13 protein-coding genes and 2 pseudogenes are annotated in these 16931 nt (G+C 53.9%); 4 read left to right on the top strand and 11 right to left on the bottom strand.

Features of this window, described 5'->3' with window-relative positions:
- Window positions 1–26: 26 nt before the first annotated feature.
- The 3 genes from ACHZB8_RS00270 to ACHZB8_RS00260 are packed head-to-tail and all read left to right on the top strand — an operon-like array spanning window position 27 to window position 3792.
- Window positions 27–947: a TAXI family TRAP transporter solute-binding subunit gene (locus tag ACHZB8_RS00270; protein ID WP_316857886.1), complete on the top strand. Its 921-nt coding sequence runs from the start codon at window positions 27–29 to the stop codon at window positions 945–947.
- A gap of 30 nt (window positions 948–977) precedes the next feature.
- Window positions 978–2957: a TRAP transporter fused permease subunit gene (locus ACHZB8_RS00265; protein ID WP_316857885.1), complete on the top strand. Its 1980-nt coding sequence runs from the start codon at window positions 978–980 to the stop codon at window positions 2955–2957.
- Entirely contained in the window at window positions 2920–3792 is an 873-nt protein-coding gene (locus tag ACHZB8_RS00260; protein WP_316857883.1) for an amidohydrolase family protein, read from the top strand. The genes ACHZB8_RS00265 and ACHZB8_RS00260 overlap by 38 nt, the downstream gene beginning before the upstream one ends.
- Before the next feature lie 397 nt (window positions 3793–4189).
- On the opposite strand, the gene ACHZB8_RS00255 is transcribed toward ACHZB8_RS00260, so the two are convergent.
- From ACHZB8_RS00255 to ACHZB8_RS00235, 5 genes are read right to left on the bottom strand one after another with little or no spacing between them, the layout of a single operon-like run.
- On the bottom strand, window positions 4190–5236 hold the full coding sequence (locus ACHZB8_RS00255) for a sn-glycerol-3-phosphate ABC transporter ATP-binding protein UgpC (protein WP_316857882.1): 1047 nt from the start codon (window positions 5234–5236) through the stop codon (window positions 4190–4192).
- Between the two features lie 3 nt (window positions 5237–5239).
- Window positions 5240–6763, bottom strand: coding sequence for a DUF5060 domain-containing protein (locus tag ACHZB8_RS00250; protein WP_316857881.1), 1524 nt, complete (start codon window positions 6761–6763; stop codon window positions 5240–5242).
- A gap of 4 nt (window positions 6764–6767) precedes the next feature.
- Window positions 6768–7628, bottom strand: a complete 861-nt coding sequence (locus ACHZB8_RS00245) for a carbohydrate ABC transporter permease (protein ID WP_316857880.1) — start codon at window positions 7626–7628, stop codon at window positions 6768–6770.
- 1 nt (window position 7629) lies between these two features.
- The gene (locus tag ACHZB8_RS00240) at window positions 7630–8523 is read right to left on the bottom strand and encodes a sugar ABC transporter permease (protein ID WP_316857879.1); all 894 of its coding nucleotides are present in this window, start codon (window positions 8521–8523) and stop codon (window positions 7630–7632) included.
- Between the two features lie 55 nt (window positions 8524–8578).
- The gene (locus ACHZB8_RS00235; RefSeq protein WP_316857877.1) at window positions 8579–9766 is read right to left on the bottom strand and encodes an extracellular solute-binding protein; all 1188 of its coding nucleotides are present in this window, start codon (window positions 9764–9766) and stop codon (window positions 8579–8581) included.
- A gap of 179 nt (window positions 9767–9945) precedes the next feature.
- Here ACHZB8_RS00235 and ACHZB8_RS00230 point away from each other — a divergent pair, with 179 nt between their 5' ends.
- A complete protein-coding gene (locus ACHZB8_RS00230) occupies window positions 9946–11163 on the top strand; it encodes an ROK family protein (RefSeq protein ID WP_316857875.1) in 1218 nt (405 codons plus the stop codon).
- Between the two features lie 147 nt (window positions 11164–11310).
- Here the strand turns inward: ACHZB8_RS00230 and ACHZB8_RS00225 are convergent, their stop codons facing one another.
- The 6 genes and pseudogenes from ACHZB8_RS00225 to ACHZB8_RS00200 all read right to left on the bottom strand — a co-directional run bounded on the left by ACHZB8_RS00225 (window position 11311) and on the right by ACHZB8_RS00200 (window position 16586).
- A complete protein-coding gene (locus tag ACHZB8_RS00225) occupies window positions 11311–12129 on the bottom strand; it encodes a DeoR/GlpR family DNA-binding transcription regulator (protein ID WP_316857874.1) in 819 nt (272 codons plus the stop codon).
- A 121-nt stretch (window positions 12130–12250) separates the two neighbouring features.
- Window positions 12251–13327, bottom strand: coding sequence for an ABC transporter permease (locus ACHZB8_RS00220; protein WP_316857873.1), 1077 nt, complete (start codon window positions 13325–13327; stop codon window positions 12251–12253).
- A pseudogene (locus ACHZB8_RS00215) lies at window positions 13324–14875 on the bottom strand (sugar ABC transporter ATP-binding protein). The gene ACHZB8_RS00220 and the pseudogene ACHZB8_RS00215 overlap by 4 nt, the downstream one beginning before the upstream one ends.
- 3 nt (window positions 14876–14878) lie before the next feature.
- Window positions 14879–15244: a DUF2291 family protein gene (locus ACHZB8_RS00210; protein ID WP_316857872.1), complete on the bottom strand. Its 366-nt coding sequence runs from the start codon at window positions 15242–15244 to the stop codon at window positions 14879–14881.
- A 48-nt stretch (window positions 15245–15292) separates the two neighbouring features.
- Window positions 15293–15532, bottom strand: coding sequence for a DUF2291 family protein (locus ACHZB8_RS00205; RefSeq protein WP_316857871.1), 240 nt, complete (start codon window positions 15530–15532; stop codon window positions 15293–15295).
- 102 nt (window positions 15533–15634) lie between these two features.
- Window positions 15635–16586, bottom strand: a pseudogene (locus tag ACHZB8_RS00200) (D-ribose ABC transporter substrate-binding protein).
- Between the last annotated feature and the right edge of the window lie 345 nt (window positions 16587–16931).

The raw sequence follows: 16931 nt of genomic DNA, 5'->3' as shown, positions 1-16931 counted from the left end.
CAACTCATGATCTGGGAGGAAAAGACGTGAGGAAAAGATTTCTAATGATTGCCGCGGCAGTGGCGATGTCTGTAACCGGTGCACAAGCCGCAGATCGCGTTTCTATTGGTACCGGAGGCACCGGGGGCGTGTTCTATACCGTCGGAGCAGGCTTGTCCGACATCCTGACCGGGATTGACAACGGAATTTCGGCCAATGCGGAAGTTACCGGTGCATCCATCGAGAATGTCCGCCGCGTCTCCATGGGTCAGATGACCATTGGATTCTCGTCTGCATCCACGCTTTACGCAGGATACCATGCTGAAGATCCGTTTGAAGAAAAACAGAATGTGATGGCAATCGCAGCCCTTTATCCTGCCGTATTGCAGGTGGCTGCCACGTCCAAATCCGGTGCAAAGAGCATTTCGGATTTGAAGGATCTGCGCATTTCCGTTGGCCCTCCGGGCTCCAACTCGTCCGTGCTGGCCGAACGCATGCTGACCGCACATGATGCCTTCGACATCGGCAAGGTTCAGTTCCTCTCCTACGGTGAGGCAACCAACGCAATCAAAAACGGCAACCTTGATGCTTCCATCATTCTTGCCGGTGTGCCTGCCTCTGCGTTTATTGAGCTTGCAACGACAACCGACTCCAAAATAATCCCGGTTGATCAGGAAAGTGCCGAAGCCCTGATCAAGGACTATCCATATTACGGTCTGGGTGAAATCCCGGCCGGTGTCTATATGGGTAATGATGAAGCAGTCCCCGCAATTGTCGACCCCGTTATCCTGTTCACCAGCAAGGATGCGGATGAAGACCTGGTTTATCGCATTACCAAAACCATGATGGACAATCTCGATCGTTTGGGCGAAGTCCATCCGGCAGCCAAGTTGATCACCCTCGAAAAAGCGCCTAAAACTCCCATTCCTCTGCATCCGGGAGCCGAGCGTTACTATAACGAAAAATAAGTATCAACTTTGAGCGGATAGAGGCGGTGTATGCGCCGCCTCCCTTCCTTCACAAACGAGGACGATCCGGTGTTAGACGCCTATCTATCACGTTTTTTGCCAGACGAAGACCTATATGCGCTTGAACGTATTCTGGTCGGATTGGCAATAACTCTCACCGCTGTAGCCGGGGCCGCACTGGTGATCCATTCCGCCTATTTCAGCTCCCTGACAGCGCTTCTGCTGCGCAGTATGTTTTTCTCGCTGCTGGCGGGCACCGGCATGTTGCTGCTCGGTATAAAACGCAAGCGGTTCCCTGTTCGGCTGATCTTCTACGCGCTTGCAGCCATTGCGCTTATACCCGGGCCTTACCTCTATCAGAATTATATTTCCATCATCCGCATGGGTGCGATTGCCAAGCCGGTTGATGTCTATCTGTTTGTCGCCACGGTCATGGTTGCCCTTGTTCTCGCCCGATATTATCTCGGCTGGACGATGGTCTTGCTGGCTGGCATCGCTCTTGGATATGCGGTGTTCGGTTATCTGATACCCGGAGAATATGGACATGCCGGATATGGGCTCGATCGCCTGACATCCAACCTGTTCCTTCGCACCGAAGGGCTGTTCAGCATGCCCATGGGGGTTGCTGCGGAATATATTCTGCTCTTTTCGCTTCTGGGCGGTCTTCTGCTCAGATCAGGGCTTGGCAAGGTCTTCGTCGATATTGCCCATGCCCTGACGGGAGGCGTGCAAGGTGGACCGGGTTTGACAGCCGTTGTCTCTTCCACCATGTTCAGCTCTATCAACGGCTCTGCGGTTGCCGGGGTCGTGACCACCGGCACCTTTACCATCCCTTTGATGAAACGCACCGGCTATCGCCCCAAAGTTGCCGCAGCCATCGAGGCAGCTGCCTCGTCAGCCGGTCAGATCATGCCGCCGGTGATGGGCGCAGCTGCCTTCCTGATGGCCGAGATGACACAGATTCCTTACGCTACGATTGCCGCGGCCGCGGCCATTCCTGCCTTGATGTATGTGTTTGCGCTGTTGGTCTCCGTGCGTCTTGAAGCGGGCAAATTCAATCTTGAACGCGCCAATCCGGATGAAATTCCCTCCATCTGGACCGTGCTTGCCAAACAAGGCTATATGCTGCTGCCATTGGTGGCCCTTGTTGGTTTTCTGGTTTATGGCTTCACACCAGCCAAGGCGGCGGTGCTTTGTATCGCCGCGACGATCCTTCTATCCCCCTGGAAGAAAGAAACGCGAATCTCCCTGCTTGATATCCTTGAGGTCTGCGTCATCACGGTACGCAACGTCATGCCGATTATCGCGGCAGTTGCCATCGCCGGGATCCTGATTGGTGTTCTGACACTCACCGGCCTTGCCTTGCAGATTTCCTCGATGATCCTGTCATGGGGTGGCGACAGCATGTTCGCCGTGCTGCTCTTGACCATGGCTGCATCCTTTATTCTGGGCATGGGCATGCCGACCTCTGCGGCCTATCTGCTGTTGGCTATTCTGGTGGCTCCGGCTCTTGAGAAATTCGGTTTGCCAATCCTCGCAGGGCACATGTTCATCTTCTACTATGGCCTGTTGTCTGCAATTACGCCTCCGGTCGCCGTCGCGGCCTATGCAGGGGCATCGATTGCCGGCTCGGAGCCCAATGAAACCGCAGTGGAAGCGATACGGCTTGGCTTTGTCAGCGTCGTGGCACCGTTCATGTTCGTCTACGCACCCGAGCTATTGTTGATCGGAACGCCAGTTCAGATTGTCATCGCCGTGATCGGTGCGTTCGGTGCGGTGTTCGCTCTCGGGACAGCCTTCACCGGGTGGATCGGACGGCATCTTGTGGTCATCGAGCGACTGGGACTTGTTCTTGCCTCGATCCTGCTGATCGGTCCGTTTGGCGATGCGCAGACAGACCTTGTTTCTCTGGGGGCCAAGCTGCTTGGAGCGGCAATTGCAATCTTCATTATATGGAAAGCGGTAAATTCCAATGACACCCGACTATCTCCCGTTTCATCCCGATCCTAAGAAACCCGACTATGTTCCACCAAGGGGGGCTGTTGATGCTCACTGTCACGTATTCGGTCCGGCCAAGACTTTTCCCTTCGCACCGGAGCGCAAATACACCCCCTGTGATGCCTCCAAAGAGCAGCTGTTTGCACTGAGAGATTTTTTGGGCTTTTCCCGGAACGTCATCGTTCAGGCCAGTTGTCACGGCAAGAATAATGATGCTCTGCTGGACGCCCTGCGCACCGCCGGAGACAAGGCCAGAGGGATTGCTGTCGTCGGGCCGGACATAACGGAAGCCGAATTGCAGGAAATGCATGATGCCGGTGTTCGCGGCGTTCGTTTTAATTTCCTCAAGCGTCTGGTCGACGATACGCCAAAGGACGTCTTTCGCAAGATCGTAGACAAGATCAAGCCATTGGGTTGGCATGTGATTGTTTATTTCGAAGCCGAGGACCTGTTGGAACTCAAGCCATTTCTGACCTCTCTGCCGGTCACTGTTGTGGTCGATCACATGGGGCGTGCGGATGTTTCCAAAGGCATTGGCGACCCGTCTTTCCAGGCGTTTGTCTCCCTCTTGCGAGATCATGAGAATTTTTGGACCAAGGTGAGCTGCCCTGAACGTCTGTCAGTCAAAGGGGTGCCTTATGATGATGTCATTCCCTTTGCCAACTATCTGGTTGAGCAATTCCCTCATCGCGTCCTCTGGGGAACAGACTGGCCACATCCGAACATGAAAAGCCACATGCCCGATGACGGCTTTCTGACGGACATCATTCCCATGATCGCTCCATCGGAAAAACAGCAACAGATGTTGCTGGTAGAGAATCCCGATCGGCTATACTGGGCGGACTAGAGAACCAACCGCTCGATTGCCTCCCTGCCAGAGGGACGAGCCAGGCAAGATGATCGGAATAGCAACTCTTACCCATTTGATGCAGGCCTCGCTGCGAGGACTGCATCCTTTGCGAAATACGCCCTTGTCTCTATAAGCAATTGCACTTCGCGGGAACTTTGGTCAGTTCCCTCCACACCTTGGTTGGTTGGAGCTGGATTCACATCCAGGCTCCTTCACCATCTCGTTGTGTGTGTCCGCGTTTTTAAGGACGGTCGGCTGGTTTGCCAGATTCACATGAAGCTTCCTTGGGTGTTCTGGCGATCAACCGCCAGTCGAAGAGAAGAGCGAATTGTCAATTGCCGGAGAATCATCTCCTGAAACAATGGGAACGGCAGGCTTGATTGCATTGACGAAACTACAACCGAACGCCACTCTCTGCGGCAAACAGATGCAAATGATCTGGATCGAATGCCAACCGGACCTCATCTCCAACAGCAAAAGAACGTCGGCTGCGCTCGACAATCATGGCGTTTTCACCTGAATGGGAAAGCTTCAGCGAGATGTAGGTTTCAGACCCGGTCGGTTCCAGATTTAAAATTCTGGCCGCTATTCCGGTTTCCGACAGCGCCAGATGCTCGGGGCGGATGCCGAGTGTTGCCTTGCCTTGCGTTGAATTCGTTACCGGCACCTTGTCGCCGCCCTTCAAATGGGCAAAGCCATCTTTTAGCTCGACATCCATGAAGTTCATTGCCGGACTGCCAATGAAACCTGCGACAAAGCGGTTGTTTGGGCAGTCATAGAGCTCGAGAGGAGAGCCAATCTGTTCCACACGTCCCGCATTCAGGACGACAATCTTGTCGGCCATGGTCATGGCCTCGATCTGGTCATGTGTGACATACATGATGGTGGCTCCCAGTCTCTGGTGCAGAGCCTTGATCTCGGCGCGCATGTGAACTCTGAGCTTGGCGTCAAGGTTTGACAATGGTTCGTCAAACAGAAACACTTTCGGGTCCCGCACGATCGCCCGTCCCATGGCAACCCGCTGGCGTTGTCCGCCAGAGAGTTGACCGGGTTTGCGATCCAGATAGCGATCAAGATCCAGAATGGCCGCAGCCTTTTCGACTGCGGTGCGGATTTCTGCCTTTGAACGGCCTGCCAGCTCGAGCGCGAAGCCCATATTCTGAGCGACAGTCATCTGCGGATAAAGCGCATAATTCTGGAACACCATGGCGATGTCGCGATCCTTGGGTTCCACCTTGTTTACCACCTTGCCGTCGATTGCGATCTCTCCGGACGTGATGGTTTCCAATCCCGCGACCATTCTTAAAAGAGTGGATTTACCGCAACCGGAAGGTCCGACAAGCACAATGAATTCGCCGTCGGAAACCGAGACATTAACATCATGCATCACTTCAACGGCACCGTAGCTTTTGCAAACCTGGTTAATTGAAACATCAGCCATGAATCAGCCCTTTCTGCGAACGCGAATGACCAGCCCCTCGCGGGATGGCAGTTTGACACCGAAAGCGGCATCCGGTTTGCCCCCATGTGTGACATTGGCATGGCGAACCGGACGCATGATGACTGGCGCGATGATTTCTGCGGGCGTTTCGGTCATTTCCCATGGATCAATAATGGAAACATCATAGTCGCCATCATCCTTTGGAAGTCCGGTGGTCCACTGGTTGGGTTGATGTTCCCCCAGATAGATAAATATCGTGCCGGATTCGATATCTCTTGCACCGGAAACACGGTGCCATGGCCATTGGGCCTCTGGGCCAAGAGGTTCAAGACCTCCCTTGACATCGCGTGCGAGGATTTCGCGCATGAACTTTATGCGCTTCCAGCTTTCGCCTCTGAGCTCGCCACCCTTGGCCCACCAGAGCAACTCTTGGGGATCCTCGTAGGTCTCTCCATGGCCCGCATAGCCACCTCTCAGAGCAGTGATCCAAAAGCGGTGCACCAGTTCTCGAGCTGAAATATTGCCCCAGCACAGAAAAATGTTGCCCTCATATTCCAATTCGTCATTGACCACAGGCTTGCCATAGGCTTCGCGCCATTCTTGCGTTTTCTTGACATCGGGATGCTGGATGCAGACATGGGTAACCCATGGCTTGCGGTGATCAAAATTCATGGCCGCATCACCATTATGGATGGAGCGCAAATGGCCTGCCTGGTCCTGTTCTTCCAGAATATGAAAGAACTCATCCCACAAGGAAACGGGTTTCACATCCAGCAGGAAATCATACTCATTGGCCAGCGACCACCAGACATTTCGATAGGCTCCCAACCGGGCGGCGAGATAGGCGACATAGCGTCGGTCGGCTTCAGCACCCATTTGGCAATAGCCCCATCGATCATAGGGGTGGAAAAGAATGAGATCTGCTTCTATTCCCATGTCTCCAAGACGTTCAATCTGTCGTTCCAGATGCTGGAACGCCTTGAAATTGGGATGCTCAAAGCGAAATCCTCCGTCTCCATCAGGCTCGAACACGGGCATTATCGGTTCATTTTGATTGTAGGGATATTCTTTGGGGAATACCGCCATACGCAATTTGTTGAAACCGGTCTTTGCCAGAGTCTGAAGGGTTTCTTCCTGCATGGAGAGGGGTTGGTGCTGCCAAACATAGCAGGTTGTTCCGAAAGGCGCATAGGGTGTTCCGTCATCATAGGCAAAATGGAAACGGTTCCGGACCCGAACCGGACCATGGACACCTTCCCGCGCAGGAATGGCCTTAAGGCTTCCCGTTATTCCATCGAGCTGATCCGAGTTTGCCGTTGTACAATAGCTCCACACGCCTTCACTGGGGGGCATGAAACGGATGCGATAAGTCGAGTTTCCGTCATAGAAGCCCGGCACGAATATTTCACGATTGCCCTGACGAAAAATGGCAGACAGCTCAATGCTGACATGAGGATTGCCTTTGTCCGGCCCGGTTAAGGACAATTCGAAACGGTCATAGACAGGTACGGTGTTGGATGTAGACATGGGATTATTCCTTAACCGCGCCGGCGGTCAGGCCTGACACGAAGTAACGTTGGAAGATGAGATAGACAATGGCCGCGGGCAGCACGGTCATGATGATGGCTGCGTTGAGCTGGCCGTAATCCGCCTGAAACTGGCTTTGAAATGCCATGAGCCCCAAAGGCAGCGTCCAGCGATCCGGATTCTGCAAAATGACCAGGGCCATCGCGAACTCATTCCATGTTGCGACAAAGTCGAGAATGAGCAGTGCGGAGAGAACGGGAACGGAGATCGGAAGGAAAATGCGACGGAAGGTGACGAAGTGCGATGCTCCATCTATCCGCGCTGCCTCGGACAGTTCCTTCGGAACCGCTTTGAAGAAGCCATAAAGAATGAACACCTGATAGGGCACACCAAAGGCGAGATAGGGGAGGAAAATGCCAAGATAGCTATTGATCAGCCCAAAGCTGTTCACCTGCTTGAAGATGGGAGCCAGCATCACCTGAAACGGGATCATCGTGCCGAAGACCACCAACGCCAGCAAGAAGCGTCCCGCAACCAGTTTTATTCTGGCCAGAGCATAGGCGGCCATGGCCGAAAGCAAGAGGCCCAACGGTACCTTGATGAAGGTGATGAATACCGAGTTGTAAACCGTCATTGAGAAATTCCCTCTGGCCCATGCCTTGGCATAGTTGGACCATTGGGGATCCACCGGTACAGAAAACGGACTTCCGCCCATAACACCGGCGTTGGATTTTAGCGAAGTAAACAAAATGAAGACAAAGGGGGCAAGCCACAGGATGCAAAGCAGGATAAGGGCAATCCAAAGAACGACAAGCAATGGATCCACGCGGGATGATCCAACGGGCCGGAAGAAATTCTCAAACATATCAGTCCTCTGTCTTTCTCATCTGCCAGATCAGATAGGGGATCACAATGATCAGGGTGAGCAGCAACAGGATCACGGAAATGGCGCTGCCTCTGCCGAAAGAGCCCAGTTGCATTGCTTGTGTGTAGGCCCACATGGCCAGCATTTGCGTCGACTGGGCCGGGCCACCCCCGGTCATGCCGTAAACGATATCAAAGGCTTTCAGTGAGTTGATGGTCGAGAGCACCAGCACGATAGTGATCGTTGACCGCAACGCGGGGAATGTTACATGACGGAAGGTCTTGTAGCGTCCCGCGCCGTCAATGCGAGCCGCCTCGATCAACGTCTTGGAAACATTTTGCAAGCCCGCCAGGAACAGGACCATGGCAAAGCCCACTGTTTGCCACACATAGGCGATGAAGATGGACCATAGGGCAACATCTTTGTTCCCCAGCCAATCCTTGATCCATCCGGCCAAGCCTGCCGATGTGAGCATGACATTGAATAACCCGAAGAAGGGGTCATACATCCAGCGCCAGATGGTTGCGACGGCAATCGGCGCAATGATGACAGGCAGATAGATCGCTATGCGCAGCAAGCTTCGCGTTGGCAGATTCTGATTGAGTGCAAGAGCAAGCCCAAAAGCGAGAATGTTGGGAACGGTGACGGCGAACAGGGTCCACAGCACCGTATTTGTAACGGCACGCCAGAAGACGGTGTCCTTGGTCATGACATATCGATAGTTTTCCCAGCCAACCCAGACTTTCTCGTCCACCAGTCCGTTCCATTGGGAGAAGGACAGACTGAACACATCAATCATGGGATAGAAGGCAAACAAGAGATAAACTGCAACTGCTGGAGCAAGCAGCAGATATCCTTCGCTGTTCGGCCTGAGCCGCAGCACTGGACGAGCCATAACGGGTTCTCCTGAGAAATTGTGGCGAGGATGTCCTCGCCACCGTGGCGGAGGTCTATCCGCGATTGTCTATGAAGGCCTGCATTGCCTTGGCGGCCTCATCGGCGCTCAAGTGACCTGAAGCAGTTTCGTTGATGATCCGGAAATACTCCGTCGTCACATCCAGAGGGAAGGCCTGGTCGCCATTAACAAATACACTGCCAAATTCACCAAAGATTTCGCCCCATTTGGTATCCAGTGCATTCTGCTCCTGATAGGTGACATGCTTGTTCACCGAACTTGAGCTAAACCCGCCATAATATGCCTGCTGGACCTCGTCGGAGCTGAAATAGTCGAGGAACTTGGCGGCTGTGTCAGGCACTTTGGACTTGCTTGAGATGTAGAGATTTTCGGCAAATCCATAAAGACGCCCGGTTTCTGTCGGGAAAGCGAAAAGACCGAAGTCGTCGACCCTGTCCATTTCTTCGATCTGGTCCACCAGCCAGTCGCCTTCCAGCATCATGGCGGCCCGATTGGCGCTGAACAGATTGTATGACTGGGACTGATCAATGCCCATGAATGGCGACAGGATGTAGTTTTGCGACCAGTCTATCAATTCGGCAAAAGAAGCTGTGGCACAGGCTTCATTTTCCCAGCTCGCACTCATGCTTTTCAAGGCGTCATGTTTGTCTTTGCCACATTGTGCTTCAAGGATGACGTCCATCAGGCGCATCAAGTGCCAGTTGACCGTGCCGCCGAAGGTGATGGCCGGGATACCGGCATCCTTGAGTTTGGCTGCGGTCTCCTTGAGCTGCTCGTAATTTCCTGGCAATTCGTCAATACCGGCCTTTTCGAATAGAGCCTTGTTGTAATAAAGACCTTCGCCATGGAATGTGAAGGGAACGCCGTGTCTTCCACCGGCATACAGTTTGGTAAAGCCCAGCGATGAACTGATGAAGCGATCATCCCAGCCATATTTTGCGTAATAGTCGTCAAGCGGTAATGACAGGCCCGCATTCACGAATTCGCCACCAAGCCCGAGGCCTGCCCACATGAAAAAAATGTCTGGGCCTTCCGTTGATGCGGCTGCCACCCTCAAGGCTGCCTTGTGCTCATCGGTTCCCCGCATTTCGTGCTTGACCGACACGCCGGGATGGGTCTGTTCGAAACCTTGAATGATTTCCTTCCAGGCTGTACGAGCGACCTCTGAGTCATGAACCAATGTCCAGACACGCAAATCTTCAGCATATGATGCTGTGCTCATGAGACCGAGCACAAACGCTGAACAAATTAATCTCTTAAGGCGCATAATTCTCCTCCATCGTTATGACCTGTGCTATTGAGGCTACGCTCAATTTGCGCAATCTGTCAATATTTATTCCAAAATTGGAAAAAATAATTTTCGAGCTTGAAATTGTCGAAAATTTCAACCATGTTCCCATCATGGCAAATGTCTCAGATACAATAACCACCGACGAACCTGGCGAACTGTTGCGCCTTATGCTCACAAGGCAAGCGGCAGAGTCTGCGACCTCGATAGTGGCACACCATCTTGTTTGCAGGGGTGCACAAACGAGCAATGAAATCATTACGGCGACGCGGCTTTCCCGTGCCAGTGTTTCTCTGGCACTGATCGAATTGCGTTCAAAAGGCATTGTTATTGAGACAAATGCCGATGCGCAGAAGAATGGAGCGCGGGGTAGAGGGCGGCCGCAAATGCAACAATCCATTGCACCCAATGTTGGCTTCGCTGCCGGGGTCTTGCTTGGATTGCGCGAAATCCGAATACTCTTCTCAGACACCGCTCACAACAAGCTTGCTGATATCTCTTTTCCCATCAAAATCGACTATCTGCCAAGCGATGCCTTGGAACTGATTGACGAACGCCTGCAAGAGCTTGCCGAAGACCACGGAACAACAGTTCCAGACCTGTTGGGCATCGGCTTGGCCGTTGCTGCGCCTGTGTCGCCGGAAGGGCGTATCGCAACCGGTTCTATCGTGCCGGGCTGGAATGGCATTGATCTGACAACCCTTTTTGCGTCCCATTTTGAGTGCCCCGTTTATGCGGACAATGAGTCCAACTGTGCGGCACAAAGCAAGATGCTTTGGGGGGCAGCGCGCGGCATTGATGATTTTGTTTATGTCACCTTCGACTACGGCATAGGCGGAGCCATTGTCTTTGACGGCCGGGTTCGGCGCGGTATTGATGGCTACGCTGCCGAGATTGGTCATATCCCGGTGGATCATCCCGGAAAGCTTTGCCGATGTGGGAAATATGGATGCCTGGAAACACTCGCCACGGTCGATGTCGTGCTCTCCAATTTGAGCGAGAAGAAGAGTCGGGAAATAAGCCTTGATGAACTGAACGAATTGGTCGCTCAGGAAGACTCTGAAGCCCTCGACGTCATTGGAGAGGCCGGTCAGAGGTGCGGGCAGGCTCTGGCGATGATCTCTTCAATTCTGTCACCCGGCCACTATCTGCTCGATGGTATCATGACCGGATTGGGCACACCATTTCTTGATCCGCTGCGTTCGACCTTCCTGGCTCACAGCCGGGGGCATCTGCCCGAGATCATTGATGCGACGGATGCCTTTGACGATACTGTCAGAGGCGCCGTCGGTCTTGTATTCAGCCAGCAAGGCAGACTGATCATGCCATGAGCCCCGGTTAAGGGCTGAATCTCATGCGGCCTTTGAAGTTGAATTCGCTTGAGACGCATGCATTGCTCTGGGCCGAGAGTCCAGGCGATGAGTGAGGCTACCCTTCATGGTAATTGTATGAGCCCCCGGTCTTCAGTTTACCGGTGCCTATTTGGCAATCAGGACCTCGATACCGCGGCGCTCGAATTCCTTTGCATCCTGATCGGAGATTCCATCATCGGTGATGAAGGAATGAATGAGTTCCAGCGCTCCAAGGCGGGTGAAGGAAGATTTGTTGACCTTGGTTGAGTCAGCGACGAGATAGACATGGGACGCGGCTCGGATCATGGCCTTTTTCAGTTCAAGATCCGCAAAGCTTGGATAGGTGAGGCCGGTCTCGGCCCCGACGCCAGCTGTGGCAAGAAACAGCTTTCCTGCGTAGATATTCTTGAAATATTCGACCGCATGATCGCCACTGATGGAAAGGGTCGGAGACTTGAACTGCCCGCCGGGCAGATGCACGGCAAAGCCGGACGCCTGGCCGAGAATGATGGCGATGTTGAGCGCGTTTGTAATCACTGTCATGCCGACCCGGTCAGTGATGCGGGTGGCAACCTCAGTGGTTGTCGTTCCTGCATCCATGATGATCGTTTCGTGATTGCCGACAAGAGAGGCGGCATAGCCGCCAATCAGGCGCTTTTTGTCCATATTCTCCATATGCTGGAGAACCATCGTGCCAACGGGTGCCGAGGACTGTCGTCTCAGATGCGCGCCGCCGTGTTCGCGGATAATGCTGCCTTCCGCTTCCAGTCTTTCCAGATCCTGACGGATGGTGGCTTCGGAAACCTCAAAGGCCGCGGAAAGGTCCCGGACGCGGGCGCTTCCTTCCTCACGCAGCCACTCGAGAATTTTACGCCGTCGGGGCTCTGCCAAAAGGCCGGTTATCCCGTCATTGGTCGCTGTGATTTTCTCGACTGGCTTGTTCATATTTTTCAGGATCTCATGTGGCGAATCAGGCTTTTCCTAGCACTCCGGTGTATTAAAGGCAATCGATCTCGCCCGAAAAGCTCTGTCGGTCGACAGGATCCGACAGAGCCAGACTCAAGGGCTATTCGTTCAGGGCTGCCTGTTGCTGGAGCACAACGCGTGCCTGTAGTTTCTGCTGTGCCTGATCGACAACCACAGCGGCGATGATCACGAGCCCCTTGATGACGGTCTGCCAGAAGGCGGATACACCCATCATCACAAGGCCATCGGAAAGAATTCCGATAACGAAGGCACCAACAATCGTTCCTGCGATCTTGCCGCGACCGCCGGACATTGAGGTTCCTCCGAGCACTGCCGCAGCGATGGCGTTCAGCTCGAACATGTTGCCTGTGGCCGGATGTGAGGCAACAAGCTGTGACGAGATAATGAGACCAACCAGGGCGGCGCAGAAGCCCGAGAACATGTAGACCGCGATCTTGACCAGATGCACATTAACACCAGAGAGTGCGGCACCTTTCTCGTTGCCCCCGACGGCATAGATATAGCGACCGAGCGGAGTACGGCTGGCAACATAGGCCGCGCCGATCCCCACCAGAACCAGCATCCAGATCGAAATCGGAATGCCCAGAAAATCCCCGGCACCAATCAGATAGTAGCTGTCATTGCCATACTCAGCGGAACCGTTGAGATTGGGGAAGGTACGGCCATCGGAAGAGAGGAGTGCTGCGCCGCGTGCCACATAGAGCATGCCCAATGTGGCGATGAAGGGCGCGACATTGAGCTTTGTTATGAGGATGCCGTTGACGAGGCCGATCAGAATGCCGACGCAGATGACCACGAGCATGATTTCGATCGTGTTGAACTGGATGGTCCAGCCAAGACCGATGTCAACGCCGTTCAATACCAGCCAGCCGGCAACCATGCCGCACAGGCCGACTATGGATCCCACGGACAGATCGATCCCGCCGGTGACGATGACGAAGGTCATGCCGATGGCGAGAAATGCATTGAGCGCAACATGCTTGGACATGATGATCATGTTTGCGGTGCTCAGGAAATTGGGAGCCGCAAAAGCAAAGAATACGAAGACAATGATCAGGGCGATGAACGTTCGTGCTTTCAGCAGCAGAAGCAGCAGGGCGCCTGAGGTATTTTGCGGTGTTGTATTGGCAGAAGGGTTTGCTGTGGCGCTACTCATGATAGGGCTTCCTCCATAGCACGATGTTCTTTGACTTTTCCCGGTGTAGATGCGGAGACAAGCTCTTCACTCGTTACGCTTTTTGCGTCGAATTCGGCACTTATCCGCCCGTTTGCCATAACGATGATCCTGTCACTCAGAGCCATCACTTCGTCCAGATCGGAGGTGACGAAGATGATGCCGAGGCCTTCGGCTGTCAGCTCGCGCATGGTTCGGAACATCTCGGCCTTGGCGCCGATATCGATGCCACGTGAGGGCTCATCCATCAGCAGGACCTTTGGATTGGTCATAAGGGCCTTGGAGACAACAACCTTCTGCTGGTTGCCGCCTGACAGGCTGGAGACCGGGTTTTCCAGTGAGGCGATCTTGATCGAGAGCTTGCGGATATAATCAGCCGCCGCTTTGGCTTCATTCAGCAGGCTCATGTGGAAGAACCTGGTGAAGTCTCTCAACGAGGAAAGGGTTATATTCTCACGGATCGACAGGATTTCGATCAAACCATCCTGCTTGCGGTTCTCCGGGATAAGGGCGATGCCTTGATTGATCCGGCCCGCGACGGTGTTGTTGCGCACCTCCTGTCCATCGACGAAAACCTTGCCGCCGGAGGAGGGATGCTGGGCCATGATGCATTCGAAAAATTCGGACCGGCCTGCGCCCATCAATCCGTAAACGCCCAGAATTTCGCCGGTGCGTACGGCCATGGACACATGATCGACCAGAAATCCGCCCCCCATTCTTGGCAGAGTGATGTCTTCGGCGCGGAAGATTTCGTCGCCAAATTCCAGAACTTGCGTTTTGGGGAAATCCTTGGATGCCCCACCGATCATGTTTCTTACGATCCAGCCTACGTCGATGCCTTCCATTGAGCGGGCACCGGTTATCTTGCCGTCCCTCAGTACGGTGATATAGTCGCCAATGCGCACCAGTTCTTCGAGCCGATGCGATATATAGACGATGCCGACCCCCTCGGCCTTGAGGTCGCGGATCACCCGGAAGAGGATGTCGACCTCGGTTGCTGACAGGGCAGAGGTTGGTTCGTCAAGGATCAGGATGCGCGCATTCTGGACCAGCGACTTGGCAATCTCGATGATCTGTTGCTGGCCGATGCGAAGGTCACCGAGAGGGGTGTCCGGGTCGATGTCGTCATGCTCAAGGCGCTTCAGGATCTTGCGGGTCTCCTCGCGCTGGTGAGCACGGTCAATGTCAATGCCACCCCGTGTCTTTTCGCGGCCAATGAAGATATTTTCGGCGACGGTCAGATTGGGGAAGAGATTCAGTTCCTGGAACACGATACCGATGCCTGCCGCTTCGGCCTGGTTCTTGTTGTAGAACCTGACCTTCTCCCCCCCACAGCTCCATGCTGCCGAGGGTGAGCGGTTCGACACCTGCCACAATTTTCATCATGGTGGACTTGCCGGCACCATTCTCGCCGACGAGCACATTGACGGCCCCCATATAGAGGTCGAAGTCGACGCGGTTGAGGGCGATCGTGCCGGGATAGACCTTGATCCCGTCACGAATTTTCAAGCCGATTTCATTGCTGCTCATCGCTCAGTCCTCCACGGCGATCTGCACCGGAACGAGCAGGATCGGATCGCTCTGCTTGGGCAGACTGAAGGCACCGGTGAAGGTGACCTTTTTGCCGATAAGGTCACCCTCTGGCAGAGTGACGGCAGCACTGGCTATGTCATTGAGAGCGCGGGCGAGCTTGGCGAATTCGATCTGGTCGCGGAAATCGGTGAAGACAAAGAAGCTGGCGGCGTCGCGCAGGGCCGTGCCCTTGATTATGGGGGCCGAGCTGGACCGTAAGGTCCGCCTTGCTGGTCCCCGTTCACATCCACTTCCAGCTTGGCCGCGCGTGAGGGCGCGATTGGAAGCAGGGTGACGGTGCCTGTGCCCTTGGCCACGAAATTCCATGGGCTGCCTTCGCTGGCTTTCGGAATGCCAAGACTTTCCCCTGCTCGATCAAGGGTCGCTGGCAATGGCTGGCAGGATCGCGGTGATGTCCTTCGCCTTCTCGTCCATATATGGAAGAAGCTTGGGTTTGTATACCTCTTGAGCCAGAGCGGCCATCCGTTCCGCGTCGCTCATTTGCGCGCTGCTCTGAGCAAGATCGTTGGGATCGGGGTTTTTGACTATTTTGCAGCCTGCGACGATGGGCAGTATCATCAGGAGACAGGCCGCCAGAAGCGGGGTCCGGGTCATGTCGAACCTTCATGTCGTTTGAGGGAAGTGGCGCTGCCGAAGGCAACGCCACAGGAAAACCTGACGCATGTAAGATTATGCGCCGGAGCTATCGCCTGAAGATCATTCAGACAAGGCAAAGGTTTCCAGCTTGGATGCGTTATCACTATTGATCAGGACGCAATCCATCAGCTGTTTTTCTTCCATCCCGGTCGACCCGGTCTTGATATATTTGTCGGCCTGTTCAACAGCCAACTGTGCCTGACGATAGGCAGGCTGTAGCACTGTGGCCTTGATTCCGCCTTCCTTGATGGAATCGCGCACGTCGTTTGGAGCCGTCGAAGCCGACGACAATCACGTCTTCCCGACCGGCAGCCTTGAGCGCAGCCCATGCACCCATGGCCATCGTGTCATTGCCCGAAATCACGCCTTTGATTTCCGGATTGGCCTGAAGCATGGTTTCCATGACGGTATAGGCTTCAGTCTGGGACCAGTTTGCGGACTGCTGGGCGACCATTTTCATGTCGGTATACTGATCAATCACATCATGATAGCCAGAGGAACGAATGCCTGCATTGGTGTCGGATTCGCGGCCCCCCAGGCAAAAACTCGGCATAAATGCCTTTCTCTCCCATAAGCTGGACAAATTCTTCCGCCCCGGCCTGTGCGCCCTGATAGTTGTTGGAAAACGATCTGGCTGACAGCAACGCCCGATGCGGTAATTTCGCGGTCAATCAGGAACGACGGGATCCCTGCATCCTTGGCACGCTGCACCGCAGACACCGTGGCGTCAGCACCGGGCGTTGTCAAGAATGATTGCTTTCGCGCCGCTTGCAATCGCGCTGTCGAACAGTTCGGACTGTTTGTTGGCGTCATCGTCATGCACCATGACGACTGTTTCATAGCCCAACTCTTTTGCCCGAGCTTCGGCGCCTACGGCCTCAGCTTTGAAAAACGGGTTGTCGTGGCTCGGGGTAATGATCGCGATCAGCCCTTCTGCCGAAGCGAAGCCAGGTGTCAGTCCCATAATCCCCAGTGCGAATGCGGAAATGAGCAATCTACGATGTAGATTCATGTGTTCCTCCATTTTAACAAGATCCCAAAAACGGGATGCCTCCTCCTCAACTATAAGAGTGAACCATTCGAATTATGTCAATCACTATCGATTGTTTTCGTATTTTTTGATTTGAAGGGTGCATAATGGTTGTGGAAATGTCGGTTTATGTCTGTTTGGAAAGGATGGCCTATCATCTACTTTCGTCTTATATCGGCAGAATGTCGCGAATTTTGTTGCTTCTTGCCGATATTGGGCGATAGTCTAAGACTGTGCCCGAAATTTGGGCTGCGAGACGACATTTCTGATTATGTCACGTTTTTCGATTGCAAATGAAGATAAACGATAGTAAACGAGAATAAATGA

This window comes from uncultured Cohaesibacter sp., from assembly GCF_963556055.3.
Classification (GTDB): domain Bacteria; phylum Pseudomonadota; class Alphaproteobacteria; order Rhizobiales; family Cohaesibacteraceae; genus Cohaesibacter.
This window is presented reverse-complemented; position numbering and strand designations above follow the sequence as displayed.